Below are 15,118 nucleotides of genomic sequence, written 5' to 3' on the forward strand. Positions count from 1 at the left end.
GGGTCCTCAGAACTTCAGGTCGATGATCTTGCGCATCCAGAGCGCGCCGATCGTCATGAGGACAAAGGATGCCCCGATCATGACGAAGCCCAAGGGATGGGTGAACATCGAGTTCATGTAGTTGGGACTGACGGACAGCAGCATCGCCACAATGCCAAAAGGCATGGCGATGAGGATGTAGGCGGAGAACTTGCCTTCGGCGGCGAGGGCCTTGATATGGCCCTTGATCTCGCTACGCTCGCGGATGGTCTCGTTGACCTGGTCGAGGACGTCGGCGAGGTTTCCACCCACTTCGCGGTTGATCTGGATTGCCTGGGCGATCCAGACGAAGTCCTCGTTCTTCATCCGCAGGGCGGTGTCGTTGAGCGCGGCGAGGAGGTCCCGGCCCAGGCTGGTCTCGGTGATCACGCGCCGCATTTCCTCCGAGGTGGGTTTCTGGGATTCGCTGGCGGCAGCATCTATGGCACGCAGGACACTGTGGCCGGCGCGGAGGCCGCCGGCGAGAAGCTGCAGCGTATCGCCGAGCTGGCTGTCGAACCTGGCCCGCCGCTTCCCGGACAGGAACGACAGGACCAGATGGCCGACGAAGGGTGCCAGTATTGCCAGGAGCAGGCCGATCAGGGGCCCCACAGCGACGAGGCCAACGAGGAAGCCTACGCAGGCGCCCGCCGCGACCAGGATGAGGAACTCTGCCTGGCTCAGCCGGAGTCCGGCCTGTTCCAGGTCGTTGCGCGAGAACAGCCGGAGGCGTCGGCCGGCGAGGATCCGCTCGAACGATGCCACAGCGGAGGCGGCGAAGCGGCTCAGCGGTGAGGCCGGATCCTGCTCAAAGGGCCGGCGTCGTTCCATGGGAACCGCGGGGACTCCGGGGACCAGTACCGCGACGCCGAGCAAACTGATGGCGGCCAGCATGACGGCAATTCCGATCGCAAGCATCGGGTCACCTCGCAACCGGGGAAAGGGAGCCGGCGAAGACGGCCGGCGAGACGTGGATGCCGAGGTCCTCGAACCGGTCGATGAAGCGGGGGCGGATGCCGGTGGGGACGGGCTTGCCGAGGAACCGGCCGTGGGCGTCCACCCCGGCCGAGTAGTCGAAGACGAAGGCGTCCTGGAGGGTCACGATGTCCCCTTCCATGCCCTGGACTTCGGTGACGTGGGTGATCCGCCGGGAACCGTCGCGCAGGCGGGAGATCTGGACGATGAGGTTCACGGCCGAGGCGATCTGCTCGCGGATGGCCCGCAGCGGCAGGTCCATGCCGGCCATCAGAACCAGGGTTTCCAGTCGGGCCACTGCGTCGCGGGGGGAGTTGGAGTGCACGGTGGAGAGCGACCCGTCGTGGCCGGTGTTCATGGCCTGCAGCATGTCCAGGGACTCGCCGCCGCGGACCTCACCCACAACGATCCGGTCCGGGCGCATACGCAGGGAGTTGCGCAGCAGTTCACGGATGGTCACCTCGCCTTTGCCCTCAGTGTTCGGCGGGCGGCTTTCCAGCCGGACCACGTGCTGCTGCTGGATCTGGAGCTCGACGGCGTCCTCGATGGTTACGATGCGTTCGTCGCCGGGGAGGAAGGAAGAGAGGACATTCAGCAATGTTGTCTTGCCCGTGCCGGTACCGCCGGAGACGATGATATTCAGCTTGGCCTTGACGCAGGCGTCGAGGAGTTCGGCCATTTCGGGCGTGAGGGTCCCGAAGTCGATCAGGTTGCGGACCGTGAGGGGCACCTTGCTGAACTTGCGGATGGTCAGCGACGATCCGCCCACCGACAGCGGCGGAATCACGGCGTTGACGCGCGAGCCGTCCTCAAGCCGCGCATCCACCAGCGGCGATGACTCGTCGATCCGACGCCCCACCTTGGACACAATCCGCTCGATGACCTTGCGCAGGTGTTCCTCGGAGCTGAACCGGGACTCGGTGAGCGTCAGCTTTCCCTTGCGCTCAACGTAGATCTGGTCCATCCGGTTGACCATGATTTCGGTGACGGAAGGATCATCCAGCAGGCGCTGCAGCGGCCCGTAGCCGAGGACGTCGTCCGCCACGTCGCGGACCAGGCGGGTACGTTCCTCCGGCGTGAGGGGGACCTGCTCGGCGTCGATGATGCGGATGAGCTCGTCCTTGGCGGTGCTCCGGAGCTCCTGCTCGGTGACGGAGGCGTCATTAAAACGCGCGCCCATCCGCTCAAACAGGGCGGTGGCGGCACGCTGCTTCATGGCGGCGAAGACATCCACGGGCTGCGCTTTGGGTGCCTGCACCGGCGGTGCCTGGTCTGGTGCCGCGGGGGAGGGTACGACGGCGGTCGGCTGTGTTCCAGCCAACTGCTCCGTCCGTGCGGCGCTCGCGGCCTGCGGCGGGACCGAGGTGCGTACCGGCGTCGTACCTTTTGCGGCAGGATGCTGCGCGACGGCCGGGTGGGCGGCCTGGTTCCGGTCCTGGACCGTTTGGATCCGTTCGGAGAGTTTCATCAGATGACCACCCTTCGGTGAAGCTTGCGTTGGGCCTGCGTCCGCCAGACCGGGTTGAACCGCTCGACGAGCTGCTTGAGGCTTTTCACGGCCGGGTCCTTCCTTGATTCCTGCAGGACAGGGATACCGCGGTTGGTGGAGAGCGCGACGGCCCGGGAGCGGGGAATGCTGACGTCCACCGGGGCGCCGACAGTGGATTCGACGTCCTGCACGGTGAGGCCGGCTTTGGAGTCGGCCATGTTGAGGACCACGTGGCGTGACTCGGGCAGGATTTCCAGCTGCCGCAGGACCTCGAGGCCGGACCTCAGGCCGCGGAGGCTGGGGATGTCCATGGCGCTGACCCACACGGCGTCGGTGCACTGTTCCAGCGCAGCGATCCCGATTTCGGGCAGGCCAGGGGCGGTGTCCAGCACGACGTACTGGAACTCCTGTGCCAGCTGCTCCAGCAGGTGCGTGACCTGTTCTGGAGTGATGTGGTCGGCGTCGACGGGGTTCGGCGGGGCGCACAGGGCGTAGATGCCGGCGGGGTGGACCGTGAGGAAGGCTTTGAGCACCAGGGGGTCCTGGGCGGCGGCCGGCGAGACGGCGTCGGTGACTGTGTGTTCCGGGTTGAGGTAAAGGCCGGAAGCGACGTCGCCGAACTGAAGGTCCAGGTCCACGATCACCACGCTCATGGGCGCGATCTGACCAAGGCCGATGGCGATGTTGGTGGCGAGGGTTGTTTTGCCCACGCCGCCCTTGGGGGAGAAGACTCCGATGACGAGGCCCTTTCCCGCGTTTTCGGCGGGAGGGGCGTCGTGGTTGCGGTGGCGGGTGGCGAAGGACTGGCAGGCGCGTTCCAGGAGGACCCGGATTTCGGCGGCGTCGGCGTTGGGGCTGAGGATATCCCGGATTCCGGCGCGCATGGCGTGCAGCAGGTAGGCGGGATCGGCCTCGCTGACGAGCACCAGGCTGAGTCCGGGCAGCTGGACGTCGAAGACCTTGGCGAAGCGCAGGGCCTCGTCCAGGGGAACGTCCGGTCCGATGATGAGGACCTCGGGCTGCTCCTGGTTGAGGAGGGCGAAGAGCTCCTGGGGACCGGCGGGGAGGATGTCCGAGGCGATGGTCTGGACGGTGCCGCGGAGGCCGTTCGCCACCGCGTGCCGGAGCCGCTGGTCGAATTCGGCGTTGGGGGAGAGGAGGATGAAGCGGCTCATTTGTAGACCACTTCCTTGCGTTCGATGCGGGGGCCGTTGTCCTGCGCGTCGAGGGGTTCCTTGGTGAGCCAGATGCGGCCGAATTCGGAGGCGAAAACGATCTTGCCGGCGTCGACATCGTTGACGGCGACGGTGAGGAGGAGTGAACCCTCCGGGAGGGCCGTGTCCGCCGGGTCCGTGCCGTCTGCCGGCTTCTCGGCGCTCGCTGCTTGGGGTGCGCGCTGAACGGCCGTGACCAGGGCTTTGTGGACGGTGAGCTGGGTGGTTGCGTCATCGGCCTTGGCTTTGTAGGCCCCGGCTTCGAAGGAGAGGAAGAAGCCCACGTGGTCGCCGACGGTGATGCGCCCGCCGACAACGCGTTTCGGCTCAACTTCGAAGGAGACTTCCTGCAGGCCCGCCGGAACCTGGGTACGGCCGTCGGCCTTAACGGCTTCCGGCGCCACGAGCCGTTCGGCGAGGAGCTGCTCGCCGGGGACAAGGTCAACCGCGCTGACAGTTCCCGCGGATTTGTCCAGGTTGCTGAGGGCTGTGTCCGCGACGCCGGCGGCCGGCACCTTCTCGATGACCAGGGATGCTGCCATGTCGTTGACAGGGGTTCCGGCGGGGATGGCGGTCTTGACCACGAGGACGTCCACGGGCTTGGTGGTGGCCATGGCCCGCTGGTCGGCGCCCTGGGCGTAGAAGACGATGATGAGAGCCCCTACAACTGCCAACGCAATCGCAGCCGTTCCTGCCACTAGGCGAGACTTCACGTTCAGCTCCTGGTCTGGATTTGTGGCTAGAGGGTAAGGCGGACAACGGTGGCGCCGTAGTCGTCTACGGGCCCAAGGGTGTAACCGTCGGCGAGGGAGACGTACTTGACGAACTTGCCGATGACGCCGCGGCAGTTGCCGTTGCATTGCGTCTCTGTGGTGACACCGGTGGCCGTCGACTTTTCGCTGCGGAATTCGTAGGGGAGGCCGCTGTTTCCGCTGAACTTCCAGCCGGTCACGTCGAATGCGGCAAAGGAAATGAGGCTATAGACGGCGCCGGCTCCCGTTCCGGTGACTTTGTTGTACACCGGCAGTAGGACGATGATTTTCCGGCCTGCCGTGATTTCGGCGCCCCAGCGGTTGAGCTCCGCGGCACAGTGTCCCGGGGCGTTGTTGCCGGTATCGCTGCCGCCCTCGCCGACCTTAATGTCGATGGTTCCACCGCATTTGCCGGCATCCGGTGCCAGCCAGCCGAAGCCGCCTTCCACCGCCGCCCCGGAGGGCCCATAGTTGCAGTCCGGGTTGGCGTTGTTGCCGTGGTCCTGAAGGAGTTGCAGTGCGCCGCCCACGTAGCCCTTGACCTGGCAGATGGAGAAGGCGAGTGGAAAGGCAGTGCGTCCGGCCTGGGGGCTGCCCCATACGGCGGACGAGTGGGCTGCGACCTCTTTGGTGGGGACGCCCAGGATCCCTGCGAAGAACAGGGAGACAGAGTTGTCTACCCCGCCCGTCTCTTTGGCCGACGTCTGGACGGTCACTGTTCGGGCCGTTTTGTCGAGGTTGATGTTGTGTACCTTGCTCATGCCATCCAGGGCATTCTGGTTGGCAAGGCTGCCGGCGAGTGTCGACGTCGTCGAGCACAACGGATCGACGGCGTCCCGGGCGCACGTCTGCGCCAGGGCGATGGCGGAGGCATCCGCGCCACTCTGCAGCTGCGCGCGCTCGGAGTAGATTGCGCCGACGTCCACGGCGATGGCCACGAACCCGAGGAGGGCCACCATCAGAAGAGCCACGATGACTGTGACAGCGCCTTCTTCGGTGGATTCCGCTGATTTCAGCCGCCGCACAGCATGACTCCTTTGCCCGTCATCGGGAATGGTCCGGCAATCCCGGTGACGGTGGAGAGTGTGTACTTGACGGTGAGCGTCACCTGGGCGCCGGTGCTGCATGTCTCGGTGCTTAGCGTGACATCTGAGGTAGGAATGGTGGTGCTGACGCTGGCGGCGGCGCTAATCGCTGCAGTCTTCGCGCTGGTTGGGTCGTTGGCGATGGCCATGACCCGGACGCCGTCACGGGCTGCGTTGGTGAGCGTGATCTGCGCGTTGTAGGCACGCCCGAACTCGATAGTTCCGAGGACCAGCATCAAGAGGAGGGGCAGCAGGATCGCGAATTCGACGGCGACTGCACCGCGTTCGGAATCGTGTGACACCTGCTGCACCTCCTCTTGGCTCGCCTGCTCGTTGTGGCCTCTGATAGGCGTAATGCGGTTCAGATATGGGGGCTGAGCCGGATCAGTTCGCGCTAGGGGGCGGGAGTGAGCTTGGTGTTGATCGAGTCGAAGAAACCATCAAGAGTGCCGCCCAAGGTGCTGACTGCGACGATGATGACAACTGCGATGAGGCCGACCATGATGCCGTATTCAACGGCGGTGGCGCCCTTTTCTTCGCTGAAACGGTTCTTGAGGTTGAAGCCGAGGGTCTGAAGCGATGCGATAAGAGAAAGCATTTGAAACTCCTGAGCGAGTTGGAATGGCTGGCCCTGCACCAGCTCTAACTCGAAGTTAGCAAGGCAAATTGGCCGTCTGGCTGGATCTTGGGACATCCTGCGCAAACGCTTTCCGTACTGTACGTATCCTGCGTCTTTGCGTTGGAGCTGCTGTGTTAAACCTTGGAGTTGGGGTGCCCGGGCACAAAAGCGGACCCCCTCGGTTCTGGGTGCCGAGGGGGTCCGGTACTTGGGCGCCGAGTGGCGCGGTGGTGCTGGCTCTGAGGTTATGGAATGCCCAGGGCTGTTCTAAGGGTTGTCGTCATTCCCAAATAGTGCAGGTTCAGGGCGTTGCCGAACGCAGTCACACCGAGCACAAGAGCCAGAGCAAGAAACGAGAGAAGGATTCCGTACTCCGTAGCGGTGGCTCCGCGTTGGTCCTGGACTAAGAATTTCAAGGATGAAGCGAGCCGTGCAAAGTGGATATAGAGCTTTTGAAACATGATTCCCCCTAGGAAAAGACAGCCATGATCTGAAGCACGGCCGGCCCCAGCAGCACAATGAACAGTGTCGGCAGGATGAAGAAGATTAGCGGAAAGAGCATCTTTACGGGCATTTTCATCGCATGCTCTTCGGCCCGCTGCCGCCGTTTGATTCGCATGTCCTTGGCCTGAACCTTTAGCACACCTGCAATGGCAATGCCGTAGATGTCAGCCTGAACAACTGCCCGGATGAAGCTGCGCACGTCAGGAACATCGACGCGCTCGGCGAGTGCCAGATATGCCTCCTTCCGGGACCGACCAACCTGAATATCCTGCAATGTCCTTATCAGCTCATCGGCCAAGGGACCTCGGCCGTTTTCACCTGCACGTCCCATGGCCGTCTCAAAACCGAGACCGGCCTGAACTGAGATCAGCATCTGATCCAGCGCGTTTGGAAGTTCGAGCCTGATTTCCTCCCGCCGTTTCTGAGCCCGATTCCGCAACAGGATGTCTGGGATGAAGTACGCCAACGTCATGATCAGGATGCCGATCACGAATCGTCCGCCGGACGGTTCGGCAAGGAAGACGAGAAGCCCTAGAATCGCTCCACCAAAAGCAAGCATGGGTTTGACCATGATGATGCGTGCCAGCGGCCATTGCTTAGGCCGGCCCGCTCCTGATAGCTGCTTATCCAGCCACGCTTCGTAGCTGTGGGGGGTGAGCCGACGGGAGAGGGCAGCGATTTGCTCATTGACATCCAAAGACTTGGCAACCTGGCTGGGCCGGCGTCCAAGATTGGTTTGGATGTTGCGGAGTCCGGCGCGATCGCCTGTGAAAGCCAGCCAAATCATGCCCGAAATCGGAAGAATAATGGCCAGGATTGCTGCCAATGCGATGGGTTGCATTTTGTCCGCCTCCTAGTACTTCGGCTTAATGATCCGGCTGAGCCAAAACCCGCCGGTGGACAGAAGGACAATGGCCGCAGCCACCATGAGGAATCCCACAACCGTGGTAGTAAAAACTTGGGCGTACTTGGGATTGAAGATCAACAGACCTAAGAACATCAGAATCGGCAGTGCCATCAGGACAGCGGCCGAAACTCGGCCTTCCGCGCTCAACGCCCGTACCTGGCCCCTAACCTGGTTTCGGTCCCGGATTGTTTCGCCAACGTGGTCCAGGACCTCAGCGAGGTCGCCGCCCACCTCCCTATGGATCTCAATCGCTTGAGCGATCCAGTAGAAGTCTTCGCTGGCTGTTCTCCGGGAAACGTCGGCTAAAGACTCGCCGAGGTCGCGCCCGATCCGAGTCTCGTTGACGATGCGGCTGAGCTCATCGGCCATTGGTCCGTCATTCTCCTGGGCCGCTGCGTCGATTGCCCGCAAGAGGCTGTGCCCCGCGCGAAGACCACCGGCGAACATCTGGAGAGTGTCCGGCACTTGCGTGTCAAACTTCCGCCGCCGCCGCGAGATGAGCATGTTTAGGAACACAAGGAGCAGAAACGGGGCTAGGAAAACGGAGAGGATGCTGATTCCAAGTCCCCCGAGCAGAAATCCCAGCACTCCTGCCACGAGGGTTATGGCTCCAGCCATGAGGAGGTAGTCGCCGGGCTCCTTATGGAGCCCCGCCTGTTCCAGCTTCTCGCGGTTGAAAAAGCCGCTGGGACGCTTCTTCATGGTGCGGTTAAGAACCCCGACAGCATGGTCCGTCAGCCGTGACAGGCTGGACGAATAGTGAATTGCATCAGGACGCCTCCGAGAAAGCGCGACACCCGCCCGCCCTCTGACGACCACACCGAAGATGAGCCCAAGGGACAAATAGACCAGGAATAGCCCGGTGATGAATATTCCCACTGGCAGTTCGGTTCCCATGGCTACCGGCCCCTGGCGGGCTGGGCCCCAAAAACATGGGGGGAGATGTGGATGCCGAGTTCAACGAATCTGTCGGTAAACCGCGGCCGCACACCCGTGGGAATCGGCTTGCCCAGGAACCGGCCGCTTGCATCGACGCCTGCGGAGTAGTCGAAGACGAATGCATCCTGAAGCGTGACGATGTCCCCTTCCATTCCCTGGACCTCGGTTATGTGCGTAACCCTTCGGGTTCCGTCCCGGAGCCTTGATATGTGGACTATGAGGTTGACGGCTGATGCCACCTGTTCCCGTACCGCGCGAAGAGGGAGGTCCATGCCGGCCATCAGGACAAGAGTCTCCAAGCGGGCTATTGCGTCCCGGGGTGAGTTTGCGTGGACGGTGGACAGCGATCCGTCGTGTCCCGTGTTCATGGCTTGCAACATGTCAAGACATTCGCCACCCCGGACCTCACCGACGACAATGCGGTCAGGTCGCATCCGGAGTGAGTTCCGAACGAGGTCTCGGATGGCAACTTCACCCTTGCCTTCGATATTCGCTGGGCGGCTTTCCAACCTGACCACGTGGTCCTGCTGTAATTGCAGTTCAACAGCATCTTCAATGGTGACGATGCGGTCAGAAGACGGAATAAACGATGAAAGGGCATTCAGCAGTGTGGTCTTGCCTGTGCCGGTACCTCCCGAGACGATGATGTTCATGCGGGCCAAGACACATGCCTGCAGCAGTTCAGCCATCTCCGGTGAAAGGCTGCCATAACCGATGAGCTTCTGGACGGTAAGTGCATCGCCTCCGAATTTTCGGATGGTGAGCGCAGGTCCGTTGACCGCCAGAGGTGGAATGATTGCATTAACGCGTGATCCGTCGGCAAGTCGGGCATCCACTAGGGGAGACGACTCGTCAATACGGCGGCCGACTTTTGACACTATGCGTTCGATGACACGCCTTAGCGCGTCATCGGAGGCGAACTTCGTGTCCGTCAGCGTGAGTTTGCCAGCGCGTTCCACGTAAACCTGGTCAAAGCGGTTCACCATTACCTCGGAGACTGACGGATCGTCCAGGAACCGCTGGATTGGCCCGTGACCAAGTACGTCGTCAATGATCTCCCGGATTAACCGCTGGCGCTCAGTCGCTGTCAGCGGAACTTGTTCCTCATCGACGACGATTTTGAGTTCGTCTTTGACGTACTGATGGAGCTCGGCCTCTTCAAGCGACGAATCGGTGATGCGGGCGCCCAGTCTTTCGTAGAGTGCCTGGCTGGCACGCTCCTTGAGGGCGCCAAGGGCGCCGCTGGCAACGGCCGCCGTTTGCGTGAGATCAACAACATCCGCGGCGTGAGCCGTTTCTGCCGTCTTTGCCTCATGAATGCGGCCCAAGGTCGCGGGCTCTGCGGGGCCACCGTGTGCTGTAAACGGGTTCGTCGGAACGGCCTCAACCAGCGTCGTCGGTGACTCCGTACCGCGCGCTTTTTCCAGTCTGCGTGAGAGGTTCACTGGACTACCGCCCTTCTGTGCAGTTTCTTGTGAGGTCTTTCTTCCCAATTCGGCTTGAATCGGTCCACGAGCTGCCGGAGCCCTTTGGATGCGGGGTCCCGGCTACCGTCCTGTAGCAGGGGAACACCTTTGTTTGTGGAGAACGGAAGGGTCCTGGACCGGGGCAGGACAACGTCGACGGGTGCGCCGATGGTGGCTTCCACGTCCTGCAGCGTCAAGCCGGTCCGCCTATCCGCCATATTCAGGACCACGTGACGCCGTTCCGGCAGGAGGTTCAATTCCGCCAGGATCTGGCTTCCCGTGCGGAGGCCCCTGATGCTTGGGATGTCCATCCCGCAGATCCACACCGCGTCGGAGGCGAGGTCCAAAGTTGCCAGGACATGTTCGCCCAGGCCGGGCGCTGTATCCACCACGATGTACTGGAATTCCTGCTTCAGCTGGTTCAGCAGGTGGGTGACATTCTCGCCACTGATTCGGTCCATTTCCACCGGGTTCCGCGGCGCGCAGAGGGCATACAGTCCAGCCGGATGAACGCTGAGGTACGTCTTGAGGACCATCGAGTCCTGGCTGGCAGCTCCTACCACAGCGTCGGTAATCGTGTGCTCGGGTTCCAGCATGAGGCCGCTGGCTACATCGCCAAACTGGAGATCCAGGTCGACGATCACCACGCCCATCGGAGCGAACTGAGCGAGCCCGACGGCGATGTTGGTCGACACAGTGGTCTTGCCCACGCCGCCCTTTGGAGAGATAACGGCGATAATGCGTCCACCTTCTGCATGTTCGTGGTGTTCGGAGCTACTTGGCGCGAGGCCCCTCCGACGACCCGCGGCGGCAAGGCTGGCCCGTTCCACGATGATCCGGATGTGATCCGCCTCCGCCGCCGGGTCGAGGAGATCCCGGACGCCGGCCCGCATCGCTTGAACGGCAACCTCGGGCGACTCGCTGGCCACCAGGATCATGCTGATCTCCGGAAACTGCAGATCCATGACTGACGCGAATTTAAGCGCATCGTCCTCCGGCAGTCCCGGGCCTAGGATGAAGACCTCTGGCGGCTCACCAAGAAGCTGTTTGAGTACTTCCTCCGGGCCTTGCGGAAGATAGTCGGCCTGGAAGAACTGCAGGGAGCCAGGCATCCCGGCGGTTGCCATCCGAACGCGGCGCTCGAAATCGGTATTAGGCGTGATGAGGACGAAGCGGCTCATCGGAATACTTTCGTCTTGTCAACCACACCGGTGTTACCTTCTGTGGCTTCGGCTGGCTCCTTGGACAGGTAGATCTTGCCGAATTCAACTGCGTATACCAGTCGTTCAGCTTCAACCGAATTCCGCGCGACAGTGATCAAGTACGTGCCGTCACTTTGGTTGCTGTTTCCGGAGCTCAGGGCTCCGTCGCCTTTGCCTTGCTGGGCGGCATCAGGCTGTGCAGCGCTGCCGTTGCTGAACTGGGCCGCTGTAACCAGTACCTTGTGGAAGGTGAGTTGAGTGCCAGCGGACTGAGTTGCGGTTTCGCCGGCGCCGTTGGTCGACGTCTCCAGAAGCGAAATGAAGATGCCGACAGTGTCCCCAGCTGTGATCTTTCCACCCACTACCCTTTCGATGGGCAGTTTGATCGTAACTTCCTGCATCCCGTCCGGAACAGCAGCCCTTGACGGGCCGAGGAACGAGTTCGGGTCAACCATTCGGCTCGTCAGCAACTGTTCGCCCGGAACGAGGGAAACAGCGGTGACTTTGGTGCCAAGGTCGGCCAGGTCAGTCACACTTCCCTCGGTGAGGGTGGACTTTTGGATTGGCTTCAGGGCAACGGAGCCGCCAATTTCGCTTGCGGGAGTCCCTGCGGGAATGGCTTTCTGTACTACGAGGACCTCGGATGTCTCCGTGCCTGCCATGGCCCGTTGATCGGCACTTTGGACATATGTAATGAGGAGGACGGTGCCGATGATTGCAACCAGTAGCGCGGCGATGCCTCCCAGTAGGCGTGTTTTCAATTTATCCCCTTAGTTGGTGCAGTTGGTGCTTACTTGATCAGCCCGATGACAATGACGTTGCCGTTGGGTGTGGTGGTGCCTCCGGTGAAGAGGTTTGGATCTGCGGAGTAGCCCACGAAGGTTCCGTAGAGGCCCTTCTCGCTCCCGCCGAAGACGTTGGTGGGGTCATATTTGGCCTGTCCGGTAAAATTCCAAGCCTGGATCTTGAAGCCAGCCCACTTCTCGATGTAGTACTGCACGGAACTGCCGCTACATGACCCGAACTGGGCTGCCGGCATTCCTTTGCACGTGTACTTGTAGACAGGCAACGCCACAGTCGAATTGGCCAGGGACGGGTTGATCGAAGGATTGAACAGATCGATGCACCCGTTCGGCACCGCGGCGCCCGCGCTCGTGGGGCTCCATTGACCCACCTCGGCTGTCACCTTGCAACCGGCGCCGCCATCCGGCATAAGCCAGGCAAATCCGCCGGGAATAATCTGGTTGGACGGATTCAGTCCGTTGCAGTCTTGGGCGCCGCCGCCACCGCCTTGAGTAAGAATCTTGTGAGGCATCCCGTCGTCCTTGAATTCGCATGTTGCGAACGTCAACGGGAGCACCGTGATGCCTTTCGTGGGGTACAGCCACTTGGCTGTTGCCGTTGCGCCGACGGTGGCCGGAGGAGCGCTGAGTACGCTCGCGAACATCTTGCTGAGGAAGCCTGCGTTTGTGGTGCCGTCTTTGGTTGAGGTGGTGACCGAAACCTGGCCGGCAACCGAAAGGTCTACAGACTGAACTGTCGAGCTTGAATCGTTGGAGTTGCTGTTGGCCAACGACGCCGCCAAAGCGTTTGCGTTGGCTTGCGTGCAGCCGGAAGCCGCACAAAGGTCGACGCCCGCCAGGGCGCCGGCGTCTGCTGCATTTTGGAGCTGCGCGCGTTCAGCGTAGATTTGCCCCGCATCGACAGCCAATGCGCCAACACCAATCAACGCGAGCATCATCACGGCCACTAGGGCCCCGGCTGCTCCGCGCTCCTTCGATTCAGTACTAATCGTTATCCGCCGCATCGCATTGCTCCTACTCCGGTCAGGTTTACTGAACTTCCAAACAACCCGGTCATCGTTGGAGAGCTGTAGGAAATGGTGACTTTCATCGTGGTGTCCGGAGCGCAGGCGGCGGGAGCGAACGTGTACCCGAAAGTTCCTGTAAGTCCCGGAGCTCCAGCCACAGCCGCTGCTTTGGCGTCAGTTTGGTTGTTTTTGACGGCCATCGTTCGTGCCGCTTCACGCGCAGCCTGGGTTACCGAGATCTGGGCATTGTATGCGTGAGCGAACTCGACGATTCCGGTGATGAGAGCCAGCAGTAGCGGCGCGACCAAGGCGAACTCGACGGCGACGGCGCCACGGCTCTTGTGGTCCGTGCTTTTCTTGTGGGTCTTCTTCAACGGATCCCCCAGGGGTGTTTGAAGGCTTCGAAGTGTGCCGCGACATGTTGCCGCGGCACACTTCATGAAAGTGTTGGTTACCAGGAACCGACTGTGGTGCCGAGAGATGCGAACCAGTTGTTCAGTGCGGTGCCGAACGCGGTCACACCTATGATGATGAGCAATGCGATGAAGGCAACCAGGAGGGAATACTCCGTGGCGGTCGCCCCCTTGTCCGATTCGAGCCGGCTCTTCAGGCCTGTAACGAAGGCCAGCACAGAGACCATGAATGAAGTCATTTTTAGTTCCTTTCTGCGAACTTGTCCCGAGGCGTAGTTGCTTAGACCAATCGCCCCGTCGATTGACCTAATTGGTGGCTCCCGTCTGGTCAATGACCACTGAGAGTGCCAGCAATGTGCCGCGCCGTGTATCGACGACGCGGCACACTATGGGAGTCTCGTTACCAGGAACCGACGCGGGTTCCGAGGCTCGCGAACCAGTTGTTGAGGGCGGTGCCGAATGCGGTCACGCCGATGATAATCAGCAGGGCAATGAACGCAACGAGGAGTGAGTACTCCGTTGCGGTTGCGCCCTTTTCTGAAGTGAGTCGATCCTTGACGCCGGCAACGAATGCGAGCATTGAGACCATCAGTGAAGTCATTGTATTTTCCTTAATTCGATGAAAGTGATTTTTGTGATGTTTCAACGAATTTCCAGCTGTCCCCATAATTCTTTGCGGTCGCTGGACTTCGCTAAGAAGAGATTGTCATTGGCGATTCTGGGCAACAATGCGTAGTAGTACTCGACTTTTGCAGGGCCTGTCTCAGCGCGTACTCGGAACGTATATGCGAGTACTCGGATAGTCGGGTGCATCATTGCGCGGCTACTTGGATTACAGATGCGCGGGCGATCCGATGATTGAGGCTGCGTCCGATCCAGGACTAGAAAAACAAAAGCCCGATGCCTACGGTGGCGCCGATCATGGAGGGTCCGTGAGCCACTTCTGCCGTATGTTCTTTGCCGTTTCGGGCCACTACAAGCGCGGTGACGAGGCCGTTCAGAATGAACCCCAGCAGGCCGCCGTAAAGCAGTTGGCTCCAACCTAAGTACCCCAAGTAGAGACCTACGGGAGCGGCAAGCTTGACGTCGCCCATTCCCAGGCTCGACGGCGAAATTAAGGCCAGAACCAGGTAGGCAACGAAGAGAATTGCCGCGCCGGCCAGTGCTCGAACGAGGCTTGACAACTGTTCCCCGCCAAATGTGGCCGCTAAAAGGAACAACAGGCCCCCTATTAGCAGGGAAAGAACCATAGGGTTGGGCAGCAGATGGAGCGAGATGTCTATTCTCGCCAGTTGCACGCCAAGAACGGCGAGAAGTAGGAATGCCGGCAATCCTGGGTTGGCTGAGAACCGGAACGCGAAGGCGGCGCAGAGGGCGGCGGTGATCGCCGCCGTCGTGATCCTTGCGCTCAGGCCAGGCATCGGACCGACGCGGGGCAGAAGTCTGGAAATAAGCAGCTCAGCTAACGGGGAGAGGATGAGTCCCAGGAGCCCAGCACCGGCCACCCACACCGGACCGGCCGAGCTGGCTTCATTGAAGAAAATCACGGTGTCCCCCTGCACGCGTCGGACCGGTTGGCAGCGTATGAACGTCCGGCTACCCCATTTTGACCCCGGAGCCCGCTTCAAGCTAATATTGGTAGTCGTTGTGCGTGTCCTATCTCGATGATGCGTGCCCGCTTGAGAATCCGGTTGCAGGATAACTACTCAACGAGCACATTCGGGA

At 61.3% G+C, this 15,118-nt stretch carries 17 protein-coding genes; all 17 read right to left on the reverse strand.

The features are described 5' to 3' along the window. Positions 1-6 precede the first annotated feature (6 nt). Positions 7-936 (reverse strand): type II secretion system F family protein, encoded by a 930-nt coding sequence (locus tag J2X42_RS01005; RefSeq protein WP_310161273.1) that lies wholly within the window; start codon positions 934-936, stop codon positions 7-9. Between the two features lie 4 nt (positions 937-940). Continuing rightward, positions 941-2,209, reverse strand: coding sequence for a CpaF family protein (locus J2X42_RS01010; protein WP_396134008.1), 1,269 nt, complete (start codon positions 2,207-2,209; stop codon positions 941-943). Positions 2,210-2,460: 251 nt separating this feature from the next. After that, complete coding sequence (locus tag J2X42_RS01015; RefSeq protein ID WP_310161279.1) at positions 2,461-3,657, reverse strand: AAA family ATPase; 1,197 nt, start codon at positions 3,655-3,657, stop codon at positions 2,461-2,463. Then, complete coding sequence (locus J2X42_RS01020; protein WP_310161282.1) at positions 3,654-4,409, reverse strand: RcpC/CpaB family pilus assembly protein; 756 nt, start codon at positions 4,407-4,409, stop codon at positions 3,654-3,656. Before J2X42_RS01020 ends, J2X42_RS01015 begins: the two co-directional genes overlap by 4 nt. A 26-nt stretch (positions 4,410-4,435) precedes the next feature. Next, positions 4,436-5,473 (reverse strand): pilus assembly protein TadG-related protein, encoded by a 1,038-nt coding sequence (locus J2X42_RS01025; protein ID WP_310161284.1) that lies wholly within the window; start codon positions 5,471-5,473, stop codon positions 4,436-4,438. Then, on the reverse strand, positions 5,461-5,835 hold the full coding sequence (locus tag J2X42_RS01030) for a TadE/TadG family type IV pilus assembly protein (RefSeq protein WP_310161286.1): 375 nt from the start codon (positions 5,833-5,835) through the stop codon (positions 5,461-5,463). Before J2X42_RS01030 ends, J2X42_RS01025 begins: the two co-directional genes overlap by 13 nt. 92 nt (positions 5,836-5,927) lie before the next feature. After that, positions 5,928-6,131: a Flp family type IVb pilin gene (locus J2X42_RS01035; protein ID WP_310161287.1), complete on the reverse strand. Its 204-nt coding sequence runs from the start codon at positions 6,129-6,131 to the stop codon at positions 5,928-5,930. Positions 6,132-6,621: 490 nt separating this feature from the next. Next, positions 6,622-7,497, reverse strand: coding sequence for a type II secretion system F family protein (locus tag J2X42_RS01045; RefSeq protein ID WP_310161292.1), 876 nt, complete (start codon positions 7,495-7,497; stop codon positions 6,622-6,624). 12 nt (positions 7,498-7,509) lie between these two features. Continuing rightward, positions 7,510-8,460, reverse strand: a complete 951-nt coding sequence (locus tag J2X42_RS01050; protein WP_310161295.1) for a type II secretion system F family protein — start codon at positions 8,458-8,460, stop codon at positions 7,510-7,512. Between the two features lie 2 nt (positions 8,461-8,462). Continuing rightward, a complete protein-coding gene (locus tag J2X42_RS01055; RefSeq protein ID WP_310161297.1) occupies positions 8,463-9,947 on the reverse strand; it encodes a CpaF family protein in 1,485 nt (494 codons plus the stop codon). Beyond that, positions 9,944-11,149 (reverse strand): AAA family ATPase, encoded by a 1,206-nt coding sequence (locus J2X42_RS01060; RefSeq protein ID WP_310161299.1) that lies wholly within the window; start codon positions 11,147-11,149, stop codon positions 9,944-9,946. Before J2X42_RS01060 ends, J2X42_RS01055 begins: the two co-directional genes overlap by 4 nt. Next, a complete protein-coding gene (locus tag J2X42_RS01065) occupies positions 11,146-11,703 on the reverse strand; it encodes an RcpC/CpaB family pilus assembly protein (RefSeq protein WP_310161302.1) in 558 nt (185 codons plus the stop codon). Before J2X42_RS01065 ends, J2X42_RS01060 begins: the two co-directional genes overlap by 4 nt. Positions 11,704-11,960: 257 nt before the next feature. Continuing rightward, entirely contained in the window at positions 11,961-12,977 is a 1,017-nt protein-coding gene (locus J2X42_RS01070; RefSeq protein ID WP_310161306.1) for a pilus assembly protein TadG-related protein, read from the reverse strand. Beyond that, positions 12,965-13,354, reverse strand: a complete 390-nt coding sequence (locus J2X42_RS01075; RefSeq protein WP_310161309.1) for a pilus assembly protein — start codon at positions 13,352-13,354, stop codon at positions 12,965-12,967. The genes J2X42_RS01070 and J2X42_RS01075 overlap by 13 nt, the downstream gene beginning before the upstream one ends. Before the next feature lie 77 nt (positions 13,355-13,431). Next, positions 13,432-13,632 carry a Flp family type IVb pilin gene (locus tag J2X42_RS01080; protein ID WP_310161312.1) on the reverse strand — a complete coding sequence of 67 codons (201 nt, stop codon included), beginning with the start codon at positions 13,630-13,632 and terminating at the stop codon, positions 13,432-13,434. A 161-nt stretch (positions 13,633-13,793) separates the two neighbouring features. Then, the gene (locus J2X42_RS01085; RefSeq protein WP_310161313.1) at positions 13,794-13,994 is read right to left on the reverse strand and encodes a Flp family type IVb pilin; all 201 of its coding nucleotides are present in this window, start codon (positions 13,992-13,994) and stop codon (positions 13,794-13,796) included. Positions 13,995-14,274: 280 nt separating this feature from the next. Beyond that, positions 14,275-14,940, reverse strand: a complete 666-nt coding sequence (locus J2X42_RS01090) for a prepilin peptidase (protein WP_310161314.1) — start codon at positions 14,938-14,940, stop codon at positions 14,275-14,277. Positions 14,941-15,118: the final 178 nt, after the last annotated feature.

The sequence above is a fragment of the Arthrobacter sp. BE255 genome (assembly GCF_031457335.1).
Taxonomy (GTDB): domain Bacteria; phylum Actinomycetota; class Actinomycetes; order Actinomycetales; family Micrococcaceae; genus Arthrobacter.

What these genes read in the sequence shown, in the direction of transcription:
- J2X42_RS01005 (WP_310161273.1), bottom strand. Translation starts at nt 936, where the DNA reads ATGCTTGCGATCGGAATTGCCGTCATGCTGGCCGCCATCAGTTTGCTC.
- J2X42_RS01010 (WP_396134008.1), bottom strand. Translation starts at nt 2,209, where the DNA reads ATGAAGCAGCGTGCCGCCACCGCCCTGTTTGAGCGGATGGGCGCGCGT.
- J2X42_RS01015 (WP_310161279.1), bottom strand. Translation starts at nt 3,657, where the DNA reads ATGAGCCGCTTCATCCTCCTCTCCCCCAACGCCGAATTCGACCAGCGG.
- J2X42_RS01035 (WP_310161287.1), bottom strand. Translation starts at nt 6,131, where the DNA reads ATGCTTTCTCTTATCGCATCGCTTCAGACCCTCGGCTTCAACCTCAAG.
- J2X42_RS01045 (WP_310161292.1), bottom strand. Translation starts at nt 7,497, where the DNA reads ATGCAACCCATCGCATTGGCAGCAATCCTGGCCATTATTCTTCCGATT.
- J2X42_RS01050 (WP_310161295.1), bottom strand. Translation starts at nt 8,460, where the DNA reads ATGGGAACCGAACTGCCAGTGGGAATATTCATCACCGGGCTATTCCTG.
- J2X42_RS01060 (WP_310161299.1), bottom strand. Translation starts at nt 11,149, where the DNA reads ATGAGCCGCTTCGTCCTCATCACGCCTAATACCGATTTCGAGCGCCGC.
- J2X42_RS01070 (WP_310161306.1), bottom strand. Translation starts at nt 12,977, where the DNA reads ATGCGGCGGATAACGATTAGTACTGAATCGAAGGAGCGCGGAGCAGCC.
- J2X42_RS01080 (WP_310161312.1), bottom strand. Translation starts at nt 13,632, where the DNA reads ATGACTTCATTCATGGTCTCTGTGCTGGCCTTCGTTACAGGCCTGAAG.
- J2X42_RS01085 (WP_310161313.1), bottom strand. Translation starts at nt 13,994, where the DNA reads ATGACTTCACTGATGGTCTCAATGCTCGCATTCGTTGCCGGCGTCAAG.